Annotated in this window: 15 protein-coding genes; 6 read left to right on the top strand and 9 right to left on the bottom strand. The window is 65.3% G+C overall.

Annotation, left to right across the window (positions count from 1 at the left end; genetic code table 11):
• Window positions 1-53: 53 nt before the first annotated feature.
• Entirely contained in the window at window positions 54-1,442 is a 1,389-nt protein-coding gene (locus IVB26_RS00320) for a flavin monoamine oxidase family protein (protein WP_247970115.1), read from the bottom strand.
• Between the two features lie 192 nt (window positions 1,443-1,634).
• Here IVB26_RS00320 and IVB26_RS00315 point away from each other — a divergent pair, with 192 nt between their 5' ends.
• Window positions 1,635-2,609 carry a YiiX/YebB-like N1pC/P60 family cysteine hydrolase gene (locus IVB26_RS00315; protein WP_247970114.1) on the top strand — a complete coding sequence of 325 codons (975 nt, stop codon included), beginning with the start codon at window positions 1,635-1,637 and terminating at the stop codon, window positions 2,607-2,609.
• A 299-nt stretch (window positions 2,610-2,908) separates the two neighbouring features.
• Here the strand turns inward: IVB26_RS00315 and IVB26_RS00310 are convergent, their stop codons facing one another.
• The gene (locus IVB26_RS00310) at window positions 2,909-3,184 is read right to left on the bottom strand and encodes a metal-sensitive transcriptional regulator (protein ID WP_007598521.1); all 276 of its coding nucleotides are present in this window, start codon (window positions 3,182-3,184) and stop codon (window positions 2,909-2,911) included.
• A 50-nt stretch (window positions 3,185-3,234) separates the two neighbouring features.
• On the opposite strand from IVB26_RS00310, the gene IVB26_RS00305 reads away from it, so the two are divergent.
• The 3 genes from IVB26_RS00305 to IVB26_RS00295 all read left to right on the top strand — a co-directional run bounded on the left by IVB26_RS00305 (window position 3,235) and on the right by IVB26_RS00295 (window position 7,272).
• Window positions 3,235-5,688 (top strand): heavy metal translocating P-type ATPase, encoded by a 2,454-nt coding sequence (locus tag IVB26_RS00305; protein WP_247970113.1) that lies wholly within the window; start codon window positions 3,235-3,237, stop codon window positions 5,686-5,688.
• A gap of 132 nt (window positions 5,689-5,820) precedes the next feature.
• On the top strand, window positions 5,821-6,267 hold the full coding sequence (gene nikR, locus IVB26_RS00300) for a nickel-responsive transcriptional regulator NikR (protein ID WP_247970112.1): 447 nt from the start codon (window positions 5,821-5,823) through the stop codon (window positions 6,265-6,267).
• Window positions 6,268-6,531: 264 nt separating this feature from the next.
• A complete protein-coding gene (locus IVB26_RS00295) occupies window positions 6,532-7,272 on the top strand; it encodes a sulfate transporter family protein (protein ID WP_246921496.1) in 741 nt (246 codons plus the stop codon).
• Window positions 7,273-7,284: 12 nt separating this feature from the next.
• Here the strand turns inward: IVB26_RS00295 and nth are convergent, their stop codons facing one another.
• Window positions 7,285-8,052, bottom strand: coding sequence for an endonuclease III (gene nth, locus IVB26_RS00290; protein WP_247970111.1), 768 nt, complete (start codon window positions 8,050-8,052; stop codon window positions 7,285-7,287).
• A gap of 22 nt (window positions 8,053-8,074) precedes the next feature.
• Here nth and IVB26_RS00285 point away from each other — a divergent pair, with 22 nt between their 5' ends.
• Window positions 8,075-8,608 (top strand): DUF2244 domain-containing protein, encoded by a 534-nt coding sequence (locus IVB26_RS00285; protein WP_247970110.1) that lies wholly within the window; start codon window positions 8,075-8,077, stop codon window positions 8,606-8,608.
• 56 nt (window positions 8,609-8,664) lie between these two features.
• Window positions 8,665-9,561 (top strand): methylated-DNA--[protein]-cysteine S-methyltransferase, encoded by an 897-nt coding sequence (locus IVB26_RS00280; protein ID WP_247970109.1) that lies wholly within the window; start codon window positions 8,665-8,667, stop codon window positions 9,559-9,561.
• Window positions 9,562-9,695: 134 nt separating this feature from the next.
• On the opposite strand, the gene IVB26_RS00275 is transcribed toward IVB26_RS00280, so the two are convergent.
• From IVB26_RS00275 to IVB26_RS00250, 6 genes are all read right to left on the bottom strand, one after another.
• A complete protein-coding gene (locus IVB26_RS00275) occupies window positions 9,696-10,319 on the bottom strand; it encodes a 2,3-bisphosphoglycerate-dependent phosphoglycerate mutase (protein WP_027514781.1) in 624 nt (207 codons plus the stop codon).
• Window positions 10,320-10,347: 28 nt separating this feature from the next.
• A complete protein-coding gene (gene dapB / locus IVB26_RS00270) occupies window positions 10,348-11,163 on the bottom strand; it encodes a 4-hydroxy-tetrahydrodipicolinate reductase (RefSeq protein ID WP_247970108.1) in 816 nt (271 codons plus the stop codon).
• A 121-nt stretch (window positions 11,164-11,284) separates the two neighbouring features.
• The gene (locus IVB26_RS00265) at window positions 11,285-11,596 is read right to left on the bottom strand and encodes a DUF1330 domain-containing protein (RefSeq protein ID WP_247970107.1); all 312 of its coding nucleotides are present in this window, start codon (window positions 11,594-11,596) and stop codon (window positions 11,285-11,287) included.
• Between the two features lie 21 nt (window positions 11,597-11,617).
• Window positions 11,618-12,328, bottom strand: coding sequence for an orotidine-5'-phosphate decarboxylase (gene pyrF / locus IVB26_RS00260; RefSeq protein ID WP_247970106.1), 711 nt, complete (start codon window positions 12,326-12,328; stop codon window positions 11,618-11,620).
• Between the two features lie 6 nt (window positions 12,329-12,334).
• Window positions 12,335-12,913 carry an NADPH-dependent FMN reductase gene (locus IVB26_RS00255; RefSeq protein ID WP_247970105.1) on the bottom strand — a complete coding sequence of 193 codons (579 nt, stop codon included), beginning with the start codon at window positions 12,911-12,913 and terminating at the stop codon, window positions 12,335-12,337.
• Between the two features lie 57 nt (window positions 12,914-12,970).
• Window positions 12,971-13,570: a class I SAM-dependent methyltransferase gene (locus tag IVB26_RS00250; RefSeq protein WP_246921476.1), complete on the bottom strand. Its 600-nt coding sequence runs from the start codon at window positions 13,568-13,570 to the stop codon at window positions 12,971-12,973.
• Between the last annotated feature and the right edge of the window lie 61 nt (window positions 13,571-13,631).

Raw genomic sequence — 13,631 nt, 5'->3', positions numbered from 1 at the left:
CTGCGCTTCGCTTGTCCGGGACGACAGTGGAGTTTGCTGCGGCTTAGTTTGGCCTATTGCCGCGGCACCCGGCGCTTCTTCGTAGATTGCGTCGGCACGTCGGCCGGCTCGTCCTTCAACGCGCCGATCTTGCGCAATGCTGCGTCAGCGGCGCGCTCGCCGCTTTCCCAGGCGCCGTCGACGGTGCCCCACAGCGTCTCATGGGTGGCCTCGCCCGCGAGAAACACGTTGCCGATCGGCTCGGCCAAGACCTTTCGCGAGAGCTGACCGCCGGGGGAGGCCGCCGACATCGCGCCCATCACGAAAGGCGACGCGTTCCAGCGCGTGGCGCTGGTCTTTTGCACCGCGGCCGCGGCCTCGCTGCCGAACAATTTCGTGATCCATTCCCTGGCGAAGGCCGCCATCGCCTTCTCGCCCTGCTCGGAGAGATCGCGGCCGAACGCACCGCCGACGTCGATGGAGCAGAGCGAGGAGCCGCCGATATTGGCGAACATGAGCGCCGTGCGCGTCGAACTGCTCTGCTCGATCAGGATATCGTCACGCGACAGGCCGAGCGGATTGCCCGGCAATTGCACCACGATGCGATCGTAGCTGCCGAGGCCGAGCTTCGATGCCGCGTCCAGCGTGCGCTTGGGGATGTCGGGCGTGAACTTGATCGCGCCCGATGTCAGCACGTTGGTCGAGACCGTGACGACGACGGCGCGCGCGGCGATCTTGCCGGCTTGCGTCTCCACGCTGACGTCGCGGTTGCTCCAGGCGATTCGGCTCGCCGACGTCGACAGCGCCACCGGCGCCTGCTCGCCGAGTTTCGCGATCAGCGTGCCCAAGCCCTGACGGCAGGCGATCGCCGCGTTGCGGTCCTGCGCGCGCCCCTTGTCGATCGCGGACAGTTCCTTCAGGTCCTTGCCGGCGAAGCTCGCGCCCAGCATAAACTCGGCCGCGCCCGCCCAATCGCCAAGATCCTTCGGCAGCACGGACGCGCAGGAGGTATCCAGCTTGCCGCGCGCGGCCTCGTCGATGGCGCGGTTGGCACGCACCAGCGCCGCCAGGAACTGCTCGGTCTCGCCTGCGCGCGCGTTGCGGCGGCCGATGCGCATCTTCTGGCCCGAGGGCGCCGGCAGCACGTCGAGCCCCGCGCTGCGCGCCAGCCGGATCATCGGATTGGTGTCGGGATTGTGCATCCAGCGCGCGCCGCGGTCGAACGGCGTGTCGAAGGTCGTGTTGTCAGTGATACAACGGCCGCCGACCTGGGACGCCGCTTCCACCACGATGACCTTGCGCCCCGTCGCCATGATGCGCCGCGCCGCAGCGATGCCGGCAGCCCCCGCTCCGATCACGACGATGTCGGCCTCGCGCGGCAGGGTTGCGGCGTTCGCGCGCAGGACCGGCATGGCGGCAAGGAACGCCGACGCCGAAAGGAAACCGCGGCGCGTGATTGTCATGTCATGGTTTCCGAGGACTTGCGGCGAACGGGAACAGTCAGCGAACCTTGCCGTATCTGATGTTGCACGGCAACCATCATGGTGAATCAATCGTGCTTGACCTCACGGAGTGATGAACCGAATTGCAACACGTTTCGACCATGATAGAGAAGGGAAAAAGACGGCCGGAAAAGGCCGTGGGGGGAGTTTGAGATGGGGACGGTCCTAGATTCAGTCGGCAAGCTGATTGCCGCGTACCTCTCCAAGGAGGTGCCCGGCTACGAGCCGTTCACGCCGAGCGACCCGGAGCACCTGCGCGGCGTCATCGAGCCCGGCGACGTGCTGCTGGTCGAGGGCAACAACCGCATCTCCGGCATCATCAAATATCTGACGCAGTCGACCTGGTCGCATGCCGCGCTCTATGTTGGTCCGATCGAGGGCGCGGAAGAGGCGGACGGCGAGCCGCATGTGCTGATCGAAGCCAATATCGGCGAAGGCGTCACCTCGGCGCCGCTGTCGAAATATTTCCCCTATCACACCCGCCTCTGCCGTCCGGTCGGGCTGTCCCATGAGGACCGCACCACGGTCTGCCGCTATGCGATCAACCGCATCGGCTTCGGCTACGACACCAAGAACATCGTCGATCTCATGCGCTTCCTGTTCCCGCTGCCGGTGCCGCAGCGTTGGCGGCGGCGCATGATCGCGCTCGGCTCGGGCGATCCGACCAAGATCATCTGCTCGGCCCTGATCGCGCAGGCATTCGATGCCGTGCGCTACCCGATCCTGCCCAAGATCACCAAGGCCGGCAGCCGCGCTGCTCGCCGCGAGATCCTGCACATCCGCGATTCCTCGCTCTACATGCCCCGCGACTTCGACATCTCGCCCTATTTCGAAGTCGTCAAACCCACCATCGTGCACGGGTTCGACTACACCGCCCTGCACTGGGCCGACAAGCAGAAGCCGCTCGAGGAGGTAGCGGGCACATTCAGTGTGTTTCCAGAAACGCTCCGTGCGCCGCCGCTCGTTCCTGAGGCGATTGACGAAGAAGCGCCGGTTGAGATTCCGACTGAAGAAGTGAGCGCGCAGCCTGCGGAGACCACCAATTTCTCCGAACATTTCGTGCAGCTGAACGAACTCGCGATGTACCGCGCGTGGCGCCGCGGAGATAAGTGCGAGATCGCGGCGTAGGCCTCACCGTCGTCCCTGCGAAGGCAGAGACCATACCGCGTAATCTATCGGTTACAGGTAGTAGAAGTACCAAACGACGAGTCTTCGCCAAACACCTCCCTGGGGTTATGGGTCCCTGCGTTCGCAGGGACGACACCTGAGGGTGGAGCGGGACGTCACCTCAACAACCGTCATTGCGAGGAGCTCGCGACAAAATTGCGCAGCAATTTTGCGCTGAAGCGACGAAGCAATCCAGACTGCCTCCGCGGGGGCGGGCCTGGATTGCTTCGCTGCGCTCGCAATGACGGCGAGGGCCGAAGCTACCGCTCCGCCCGTCCGATCACCGCCATCAGCTCCGCGATCTTCTCGCGCTGATCGGCCTTGTCGCCGCTCGCGATCGCGTGCTCGACGCAATGGGCGACGTGGTCCTTCAGGACCTCCTCCTCGACCCGGCGCAGCGCGGCACGCACCGCCGAGATCTGCGTCACGATGTCGATGCAGTAGCGGTCTTCCTCTACCATTTTCGAGAGGCCGCGAACCTGGCCCTCGATCCGGCCGAGCCGTTTTCCAACAGATGCCTTGATGTCCTTGCGCATGAGCTCTATATACCCCCCTAGGGTATATATTGCAAGGCCGGAGCTTCGCCATGAAAGACGCCGAACACGGGCATCATCACGAGCCGGAAACAGGATGCGGCTGTTCCAGCCAAGCTGCTCCAGCGGCCACGCCGGCCGCGTCCTCCTGCTGCGGCGGGCACGGCGACCGTGCCGGCCACGCGCATCATCACGCGCATGACCATGGTGATGGCGCGACCAAGGTGCTCGATCCCGTCTGCGGCATGACAGTCGATCCTGCGACCTCGAAGCACCACCTCACACATCACGACAAAACCTTCTATTTCTGCTCGGCCGGCTGCCGCACCAAATTCGCCGCCGATCCCGCCAAATATCTCGCCAAGGACAAGGCGCCCGAGCCCGAGATGCCCGCGGGCACGATCTACACTTGTCCGATGCATCCGGAGATCCGCCAGGTCGGACCCGGCAGCTGCCCGATCTGCGGCATGGCGCTCGAGCCGGAAGTGGTAAGCTTGGAGACCGGCCCCAACCCGGAGCTTGCCGACATGACGCGGCGGTTCTGGATCGGTGGCGCACTTGCGCTGCCGGCCGTGGTGCTGGAGATGGGCGGCCATCTCGCGGGCCCACACAACTGGATCGATCAGACGCTCTCGAACTGGATCCAGCTCGTCTTCGCCACGCCAGTGGTGCTGTGGGCCGGCTGGCCGTTCTTCGTTCGCGGTTGGCAATCGCTGCTGACTCGCAACCTCAACATGTTCACGCTGATCGCGATGGGCACCGGTGTTGCCTATGTCTACAGCATCATCGGCACCGTCGCGCCGCAGATTTTTCCTGCGACCTTCCGCGGCCATGAAGGCGCGGTCGCCGTCTATTTCGAGGCGGCTGCGGTCATCACCGTGTTGGTGCTGCTCGGTCAAGTGCTGGAGCTGCGGGCCCGTGACGCGACCTCGGGCGCGATCAAGGCACTGTTGCAGCTGGCACCGAAGACCGCGCGCCGCGTCGATGCCGATGGCAGCGAGCACGAGGTCGAGATCGACACGCTCCATGCCGGTGACCGCTTGCGCGTTCGTCCCGGCGAGAAGGTGCCGGTCGATGGCGTCATCCTCGAGGGACGCTCCTCGCTCGACGAATCCCTGGTCACCGGCGAGTCCATGCCGGTCACCAAGGAAACCGGTGCAAAAGTCATCGCGGGCACGCTGAACCAATCGGGCAGCTTCATCATGCGCGCCGACAAGGTCGGACGCGAGACGCTGCTGTCGCAGATCGTGCAGATGGTCGCAGACGCGCAGCGCTCCCGCGCGCCGATTCAGCGGCTGGCCGATCAGGTCGCGGGCTGGTTCGTGCCGGCCGTGATCATCGTCGCGATCGCCGCCTTTGCCGCCTGGGCGTGGTTCGGACCGCAACCGCGACTGGCCTTCGGCCTTGTCGCTGCGGTCAGCGTGCTGATCATCGCCTGCCCCTGCGCGCTGGGCCTCGCGACCCCCATGTCGATCATGGTCGGCGTCGGCCGCGGTGCCCAAGGCGGCGTGCTGATCAAGAATGCGGAGGCGCTGGAGCGGATGGAGAAGATCGACACGCTGGTGGTCGACAAGACGGGCACGCTGACCGAAGGCAAGCCCAAGGTGGTCGCGATCGTGCCGGCTGCTGGCTTTGCGGAAGACGACATCCTCCGGCTTGCGGCCAGCGTCGAGCGCGCCAGCGAACATCCCTTGGCTGACGCGATCGTGCGCGCGGCCAAGGAGAAGCAGCTTGCGCTCGGCCAGGTCGAGCAGTTCGACTCGCCGACCGGCAAGGGCGCCACCGGCAAGGTCGACGGCAAAACCATCGCGCTCGGCAATGCCAGATATCTCGCCTCGATCGGGGTCGACACGACGGCGCTCGACACTGAAGCCGAACGGCTGCGCCAGGACGGCGCCACGGTGATCAACATGGCCGCCGATGGCCGGCTTGCCGGCCTGTTCGCGATCGCCGATCCGGTCAAGGCCTCGACCCCGCAGGCGCTGAAGGCGCTAGCTGCCGAAGGCATCAAGGTCATCATGCTGACCGGCGACAATCGCACCACGGCTGAGGCGGTGGCGCGGCGGCTCGGCATCGCCGAGGTCGAGGCCGAGGTGCTGCCGGATCAGAAGAGCGCGGTGGTGACCAAGCTGCAAAGGGCCGGCCGCATTGTCGCGATGGCTGGCGACGGCGTCAACGACGCGCCGGCGCTGGCCGCCGCCGAGGTAGGCATCGCCATGGGCACCGGCACGGATGTGGCGATGGAGAGCGCGGGCGTGACCCTGCTCAAGGGCGATCTTGTCGGCATCGTCCGCGCGCGAAAGCTGTCGCAGGCGACCATGAGCAACATCCGCCAGAATCTGTTCTTCGCCTTCATCTACAACGCCGCCGGCATCCCGATCGCCGCCGGCATCCTCTATCCGACCTTCGGCGTCCTGCTGTCGCCGATCATCGCCGCAGCAGCGATGGCGCTGTCCTCGGTGAGCGTGGTCGGGAATGCGCTGCGCCTGCGTGCAACGCGGCTGTGAAGACACTGCGTAGCCCGGATGGAGCGCAAGCGAAATCCGGGTTCTGCTAACAAATCGAGACTGCCCCGGATTGCGCTTCGCTCCATCCGGGCTACGGTTCACGGAATATTGGCGGGACGCGGAGAGGGCTTGATGCAGCGAATTACGATCACGATCGAGGACGATCTCCTGGCGGAGATCGACGCGGCGGCGGAAGCACGCGGCTATCAGAACCGCTCCGAGATGATCCGCGACCTCGCCCGCGCCGGCCTGCAGCAGAGCACCGAGGACACCGCGCAGACCGGCTCCTGCGTCGCCGGCCTCGTCTATGTCTACGACCACGCCGCCCGCGATCTCTCCAAGCGTCTGGTGCAGGAATTCCACGGCCATCACGACCTCGCGCTGGCGACCCTGCATGTCCATCTCGACGACAACAATTGCATGGAGATGACCGCGCTGCGGGGCGATGCCGCCGAGGTTCGGCATTTCGCCGACCACATCATCGCCGAACGCGGCGTGCGCTACGGCCGCGTGGTGATGATCCCGACAGGGGAGGGCAAGCAGGCGAAGCCGCGGAAGCATGGGCATCGGCATGAGTAGGTCGGCCGCGCAGACGGTGCGTAACCCTTGTGGGTGAGCGGCTCTATCCGTTATCCGTTGGCTCAATCTCGTAGGGTGGGCAAAGGCGCACTTGCGCCGTGCCCACCATCAATCGAAACCGCGACAGAAGCCGTGGGCACGCTTCGCTTTGCCCACCCTACGATACTGTGGTCGGGACAAAGGGAGCAGGCCGTAGCTGCCTCCCTTGCCGAAACCGCCGTGCGTCTCTACCTCTCGCGGGTGATTTCGTGAAAGGGCCCCACCATGCTGGATGCCGCCATCAAGGCGCTGTCGCAAATGATCTCGCCGCCGATGCGCTCGATCCTGTGGCGGTCGATCGGGCTTGCGCTCGTGCTGATCACCGTGCTGGCGATCGGCTTGCAGCGGCTCTTGAGCTGGTTTGCGACCTCCGGTGAGGTCTGGCTGGAAGGGCTGCTGGGACCGGGCTGGCATACCTCGCTCGAAATCTTGTCCTGGATCGTCTCGATCGCGGCGGGCCTCGGCGTCGTGTTCGGCGGCGTCTTCCTGATGCCCGCGATCACTTCGGTGGTGGCCAGCCTGTTCGTCGACGACGTCGCCGACATCGTCGAGCGCGAGCATTATCCGGCCGAGCAGCCAGGTCGCGCGTTGCCGTTCAGCCAGGCCATTTTCGAGGGCATCAAGACCGCGCTGCTGACGATCCTGGTCTATCTGATCGCGCTGCCGCTGGTGCTGTTCGCCGGCGCCGGCTTCCTGGTCTTCTTCCTCGCCGCCGCCTGGCTGCTCGGCCGCGAATATTTCGAGCTGGCCGCGATGCGCTTCCGCTCGCCGGAAGAGGCCAAGGCGATGCGGCGTGACAACGCCGCCACCATCTTCACCGCCGGCCTGTTCATCGCGGCCTTCGTCTCGATCCCGATCGTCAATCTGGCGACGCCGATCTTCGGCATGGCCTTCATGGTCCACATGCACAAGCGGCTATCGGGCCCGCGGCCGGAGCTGATCGAGCCGGCGCGGCAGATGCGGTGATGGTGCCGTCGCTCAGACCGTCTTCTCCGGCCATCGGCAGAGATCGTTGATCAGGCAGACCTCGCAGCGCGGCGTGCGTGCGAGGCAAGTATAGCGGCCGTGCAGGATCAGCCAATGATGGGCATGCAGCATGAACTCCGCCGGGATCACCTTTTCGAGACCGAGCTCGACCTCCAGCGGTGATTTGCCGGGTGCAAGGCCCGTGCGGTTGCCGACACGGAACACATGCGTGTCGACCGCCATGGTGTGTTCGCCGAAGGCCATGTTGAGCACGACGTTGGCGGTCTTGCGGCCGGCGCCGGGCAACGACTCGATCTCGGCGCGCGTGCGCGGCACCTCGCCGCCGAATTCGCTGAGCACCTTTGCCGACAGCGCAATGACGTTTCTGGCCTTGGTACGGTAGAGCCCGATGGTCTTGATGTAGTCGCGCAAGCGCTCCTCACCGAGGTCGAGCATTTTCTGCGGCGTGTCGGCGATCTCGAACAAGGCGCGCGTCGCCTTGTTGACGCCGGCATCGGTCGCCTGCGCCGACAGCACCACGGCCACCAGCAGCGTGAACGGATTGACGTGCTCGAGCTCGCCTTTCGGTTCCGGGTTGGCTTTGCGGAAACGGCTGAACGCTTCGTGAACCTCAGCGGGCGTCCAGGGTCTGATGGCCCTAAGCGATTTCCTGGCTGGCGCCGATTTCTGAGCGGGCTTGGGCTTCGCGATGGCCGGCCTGGCCTTTTTCTTCGGCGCGGCGGCTTTGCGCGGGACCGGCTTGCGGGTGATTTTCGCCATGATCGGGATATACTGAGGGACGATGAGCACAGGCAACGAAATTGAGCGAGAGCGATCTGAAAGCGAGGCCGAGCCTCAGATCTTCTCGGCGCTGCTGACGCCCCACCGCTCGCTGAACCGCACCGGCTTTCTCGCCGTGATGCTGTTCCTGAGCGTGGTGAGCTTTGCCACTGGTCTCGCTTTCCTGTTGAAGGGCGCCTGGCCGGTGCTCGGTTTCTTCGGCATCGACGTGCTGGTGATCTGGTGGGCCTTCCGGGTCAATTTCCGCACCGCGCGGGCACGCGAGGAGATCACGGTCACGGCTTCCGAATTGCGCGTGCGCCGCGTCAGCCATCGCGGCCAGGTCGCCGAGTGGACGTTCAATCCGCTCTGGGTCCGCCTCGACATGGAGGTCGACGAGGACTTTGGCATCGAGCATCTCTATCTGATCTCGCGCGGCCACCAGATTCAGATCGCCCGCTTCCTCGGGCCGGAGGAAAAAGCAAGTTTTTACAAAGGCTTGGTTGAGGCACTCAACGCCGCCAAGCGCGGCCCGACCTACAACCCGATCAGCTGATGTCAGGTCGGAAATCGGGTGGTTTCCCACCCGTCCCTCCCCCTACATTTCCGGTCATGATGACACTCGCCATAAATGACCAGCGCCTGGCCAAGCCGGGACCCCAGAACGCCGCGCTGCGCGACTATGATTCGGTCCGCCGGGCGATCGCTTTCATCTCGGAGAACTGGCGCGCGCAGCCGGCCATCGAGGCGATGGCGGATGCGGCCGGCGTCACGCCGGATGAGCTGCACCATCTGTTCCGCCGCTGGGCTTCGATCACACCAAAGGCCTTCATGCAGGCGCTGACGCTCGATCACGCCAAGGGCTTGCTGCGGGACTCCGCGAGCATTCTCGACGCCGCGCTCGATTCCGGTCTGTCGGGCCCGGGGCGGCTGCACGATCTCTTCGTCACCCATGAAGCGATGTCGCCGGGCGAATGGAAGAACGGCGGCGCGGGCCTGACCTTGCGCTACGGCTTTCACCCCTCGCCGTTCGGCACGGCGATCGTGATCGCCACCGATCGCGGCCTGTCAGGCCTTGCCTTCGCCGACCACGGCGAGGAGAAGGTTGCGCTCGCTGACATGACGCGGCGCTGGCCGAACGCCACTTACGTCGAGGATCACGAGGGCACAGCCCCGCTCGCTGCGCGCATCTTCGACACCAGACTTTGGCGGCCGGACCAGCCGCTGCGCGTGATCATGATCGGCACCGATTTCGAGGTGCGGGTGTGGGAGACGCTGTTGAAAATCCCGATGGGGCGCGCGGTGTCCTATTCCGACATCGCCTGCAACATCAACAGCCCGAAGGCCTCGCGCGCCGTCGGCGCCGCGGTCGGCAAGAACCCCGTCTCGTTCGTCGTGCCCTGCCACCGCGCGCTCGGCAAGAGCGGCACGCTCACCGGTTATCACTGGGGCATCACCCGCAAGCAGGCGATGCTGGGCTGGGAAGCCGGGCAGCTGGGGATGCAGTAGGAGCTGCAAGCACACTGCCGTAGGGTGGGCAAAGGCGCAGAGCGCCGTGCCCACCATCTTTCTCAAGTCGCTGACGCTGCGTGGGCACGCTGCGCTTTGCCCACCCTACGGCACCGCGCATGCGGCGATGAAACTCAGCCCGCCAGATCCAGCTTCGACGCCACCGTCGAATCCGCATTGAGGCGGTAGATGATCGGCACGCCGGTGGCGAGTTCGCGTTTCAAAATGCCTTCAGGCGAAAGCTTTTCCAGCACCATGATCAGCGCGCGCAGTGAGTTGCCGTGGGCGGCGACCAGCGTGCGCTTGCCGTTGAGCACGCCGGGCAGGATCTCCTGCACGTAGTACGGCAACGCACGCGCCAGCGTGTCTTTCAGACTCTCGCCGCCGGGCGGCGGCACGTCGTAAGAGCGGCGCCAGATCAGCACCTGGTCCTCGCCCCATTTCTTCCGGGCGTCATCCTTGTTGAGGCCGGAGAGATCGCCATAGTCGCGCTCGTTCAGCGCGAGGTTCTTCGTCGTCGGCAGGCCTTTCTGGTCGAGCTCGCCGAGGATCAGGTCAAGCGTGTGCTGCGCGCGCGTGAGCACCGAGGTGTAGGCGACGTCGAATACGAGGCCCTGCGCCTTCAGCTTGCGGCCGGCTTCCGTGGCTTCCTTCACGCCGAGCTCGGTGAGGTCAGGGTCCTTCCAGCCCGTGAACAGGTTCTTCAGATTCCATTCGCTCTGGCCGTGGCGCACGAGCACGAGAAGACGTTCGCTCATTGACTGCTTTTCCGTTGCTTATTGTCGACTAGATATCGGCAAGGCCGAGCACGTCGGCCATGGAGTAGTGCCCGGGCTTCTTGCCATGCGCCCACAGCGCTGCCTTCAGCGCGCCATGGGCGAACAGCATGCGGTCCTCGGCCTGATGCGACAGCGTCAGGCGCTCGAACGGGCCGAGGAAGGTCACGCTGTGGTCGCCGGCGACGGTGCCGCCGCGCAACGAGGCGAAACCGATATTGCCCGGCCTGCGCGCGCCGGTGATGCCGTCGCGGCCGCGCTCGGAATGGTCATCGAGGGTGACGCCGCGGCCGCTGGCGGCGGCCTGGCCCAGCATCAGCGCGGTGCCCGAGGGCGCGTCGACCTTCATGCGATGATGGGTTTCGACGATCTCGACATCGAAGGTTTCATCGAGCGCCTTGGCGACGCGCTTGACCACCGCGGCGAGCAGATTGACGCCGAGGCTCATATTGCCCGATTGCACCACGACGGCGCGATTGGTGACACTTTTGATCACGGCGTTGTCGGAGCCCGACAGCCCCGTGGTGCCGACGACATGCACGATACCGCGCTCGGCCGCGATCGCGACATTGGCGATGGTCGCCGCCGGCACGGTGAAATCGAGGATGCCGTCGGCCTCCTTCGACATCGCCCAGAGATCGGCCGACAGCTTGATGCCGTTGGCGGGCAGCCCCGCGAGCACGCCCGCATCCTTGCCTAGCAGCTCGGAGCCCGGCGCCTCCAGCGCGCCGGCCAGCACTGCACCTTTGCTTTCGGCAATCGCCCGCACCAGCGCGCGGCCCATCCGGCCGCCGGCCCCAGCAACAATCAAGCGCATGTCGGACATGGTGTGATCCTCTTCGGAGCCGTTGTAGCGGGGGGAGGCAGTTCCGGCAACCGAGGGGGCCAAGAGCGCGCGGCTTGTGTCCACCCTCCCCTGGAGGGGGAGGGTAAGACGAGACGGCGCTTCAACCGTCCGACGGCTGCGGGCCGTCATAGCCCTCGATGATGATGAGGTCGGCGACCGAGTGCGGCTGACGCACCTTGATGTTGGCCTGGTATTCCGGCGAGTTGTAGCAGGCGACCGCGGTCTCGTAGTCCGGGAATTCGATGACGACGTTGCGGGTGCGGCTGGCGCCTTCGACAGTGGTGAACTTGCCGGCGCGGACGACGAAGCGGCCGCCCCATTTCTTGAAGATCGGACCGTTGGCGACGGCATAAGGCTTGTAGCCCTCGTCACTGCTCACATCGACGCGCCCGATCCAGTAGCCCTTTGCCATTGTTCTTCTCCCTGTTGTTGCTCAACCGAGCGCCTGCGCGATCTCGGCCTGGATGGCTTCCGCAATCGCCTTCGGGTCGGCGGCTTCGACGATCGGCCGTCCGACGACGAGATAGTCGGCGCCGGCGGCGATGGCGCGGCCCGGCGTCATGATGCGCTTCTGGTCGCCGGTCGCCGAACCGACCGGCCGGATGCCCGGTGTGACGAGATGCATCTGGTGGCCGACGATTTTACGCAAGGCTCCAACTTCCTCCGGCGACGACACCAGTCCGTCGATGCCAAGCACCTGCGCCTGCTGCGCGCGCGCCTCGACCAGTTCGGAGACGCCGAGCCGATAGCCGGCCGCATGCAGATCGTCCTCGTTATAGGAGGTCAGCACCGTGACGGCGAGAATCTTCAGGCTCGAATTGCCGCGGCCTTCGACCGCGCCCTTCATGGTCTGTGGGTAGGCATGCACGGTGAGGAAGGTGGCGCCAAGCCTGGTGATGCTCTCGACGCCTTGCGTCACGGTGTTGCCGATGTCGTGCAGCTTGAGATCGAGAAAGACCTTCTTGCCCTTGTCGGCGAGCTTGCCGACCAGCGGCAATCCGCCGGCATACGCGAGCCGGTAACCGATCTTGTAGAAGGTGACGCTGTCGCCGAGACGGTTGATCGTCGCCTCCGCGGCATCGACGCTGGGCAGATCGAGCGCGACGATCAGGCGGTCCTTGGGGGCGATCTCGGCTGGAGTCATGTCACCTCACATCATGCGTTGGGAAATGTCGATCAACTGCCGCACCAGCTCCTTCAACGCGGCGCTATCACCCTCGTTCTTGAGCCTGTCCCTATCGTCATAGGCCTGATCGGCAAAGGCGAGGGTGAGCTGGCTGGCAATCACATTGGCGTGGCACGAGGTCAGGATCAGCCGCAACGCCTGGAGCGCGCGGGCGGCACCCAGCCGACTCTGCGAGGCGCCGGCGAGCGCGAAGGCACGGTTGCGGAAGACTTCGCCGCGCGCCTCGTGCAGCTCGTGCACGCGGCTGACCCAGTCGATCGCGTTCTTGAGAAGCGGCGGCACCGAGGCGTTGTATTCAGGCGAGACGATCAGCACGCCATGATGCGCGCCCATCATGCGCTTGAGATTGATCGCGTGCTTGGGCACGCCGGATTTGGCCTGGAGATCGCCGTCATAAATCGGCAGCGGGAAATCGGCGAGCGAGATACGGGTGACGTCCACGCCCGCCTGGGCAAATTCATGGGCGGCGAGCGCCGCCAGCTTCGCATTGTGCGAACCGGTACGCAGCGAGCCGGGAATGATTAGGATTTTGGGTGCGGACATCCGCTTCCATGCGTTCGGCGAAACCAACCCGCCGCGCAAAGAACCAAGCCGGCGGACTTAGTGCTTGCGATACACCCAGACGCGGGCCGGCGGAAGGTTCATCCAGATCCGTTCCGAAGCCTCTGTGGACACGCCGGGCAGCGATTTCGGGATCGGCGGCACCACCGCATAGGTGAACTGGACGAAGGGCGCCCCGGGCGCGAGCGCCGTGAAGGCGTCGCGGATCAGCCGCAGCCGCGTCAGCATCGGTTTTGTCACGAGCGGCAGGCCCGAGACGACCGCGGAGGCCGGCGCGCTCAGCACGTTCCAGAGCGTGTCGCGGAGGCGATAGGCGTCGCCCTGCACCACCTTGGCCTGCGGATAGCGGTCGCGCAGCAGCGCGCAGAAGCCGGGATTGTATTCGACGAGGACGAGACGCTTCTGATCGACACCGCGCTCGACCAGGGCTGAGGTGATGGCGCCGGTCCCGGGTCCGAGTTCGACCACAGGCGCGTCCGAATCGACATCGACGTAATGGGCCATGGTCCGGGCCAGCAGCTTGCCCGACGGCATCACCGCGCCCATGTGCAGCGGCTTTTCGATCCATGATCTGAGAAAGCGCACCTCGTCATCGAGACGAGGCTTCTTCAACGCACGCGCGGACGATGGCAATGGCATGTCAGGACCGGACGGGACCGCGGGACCGCGTGTCAGAAAATGGTCATAAAGACGTATAGGC

The sequence above is a fragment of the Bradyrhizobium sp. 195 genome, from assembly GCF_023101665.1.
In the GTDB taxonomy this organism is placed as follows: Bacteria; Pseudomonadota; Alphaproteobacteria; order Rhizobiales; family Xanthobacteraceae; genus Bradyrhizobium.
The sequence above is the reverse complement of the archived record's forward strand: the minus strand, read 5'-3'. Positions and strand labels throughout refer to the sequence as shown.

Excerpts from the sequence above, each read along its gene's own strand:
- IVB26_RS00255 (WP_247970105.1), bottom strand. The coding sequence starts at position 12,913 with ATGTCCGCACCCAAAATCCTAATCATTCCCGGCTCGCTGCGTACCGGT.
- IVB26_RS00265 (WP_247970107.1), bottom strand. The coding sequence starts at position 11,596 with ATGGCAAAGGGCTACTGGATCGGGCGCGTCGATGTGAGCAGTGACGAG.
- IVB26_RS00320 (WP_247970115.1), bottom strand. The coding sequence starts at position 1,442 with ATGACAATCACGCGCCGCGGTTTCCTTTCGGCGTCGGCGTTCCTTGCC.
- IVB26_RS00275 (WP_027514781.1), bottom strand. The coding sequence starts at position 10,319 with ATGAGCGAACGTCTTCTCGTGCTCGTGCGCCACGGCCAGAGCGAATGG.
- IVB26_RS00310 (WP_007598521.1), bottom strand. The coding sequence starts at position 3,184 with ATGCGCAAGGACATCAAGGCATCTGTTGGAAAACGGCTCGGCCGGATC.
- IVB26_RS00305 (WP_247970113.1), top strand. The coding sequence starts at position 3,235 with ATGAAAGACGCCGAACACGGGCATCATCACGAGCCGGAAACAGGATGC.
- nth (WP_247970111.1), bottom strand. The coding sequence starts at position 8,052 with ATGGCGAAAATCACCCGCAAGCCGGTCCCGCGCAAAGCCGCCGCGCCG.
- IVB26_RS00250 (WP_246921476.1), bottom strand. The coding sequence starts at position 13,570 with ATGCCATTGCCATCGTCCGCGCGTGCGTTGAAGAAGCCTCGTCTCGAT.
- pyrF (WP_247970106.1), bottom strand. The coding sequence starts at position 12,328 with ATGACTCCAGCCGAGATCGCCCCCAAGGACCGCCTGATCGTCGCGCTC.
- IVB26_RS00315 (WP_247970114.1), top strand. The coding sequence starts at position 1,635 with ATGGGGACGGTCCTAGATTCAGTCGGCAAGCTGATTGCCGCGTACCTC.
- IVB26_RS00280 (WP_247970109.1), top strand. The coding sequence starts at position 8,665 with ATGATGACACTCGCCATAAATGACCAGCGCCTGGCCAAGCCGGGACCC.
- dapB (WP_247970108.1), bottom strand. The coding sequence starts at position 11,163 with ATGTCCGACATGCGCTTGATTGTTGCTGGGGCCGGCGGCCGGATGGGC.
- IVB26_RS00285 (WP_247970110.1), top strand. The coding sequence starts at position 8,075 with ATGAGCACAGGCAACGAAATTGAGCGAGAGCGATCTGAAAGCGAGGCC.
- nikR (WP_247970112.1), top strand. The coding sequence starts at position 5,821 with ATGCAGCGAATTACGATCACGATCGAGGACGATCTCCTGGCGGAGATC.
- IVB26_RS00295 (WP_246921496.1), top strand. The coding sequence starts at position 6,532 with ATGCTGGATGCCGCCATCAAGGCGCTGTCGCAAATGATCTCGCCGCCG.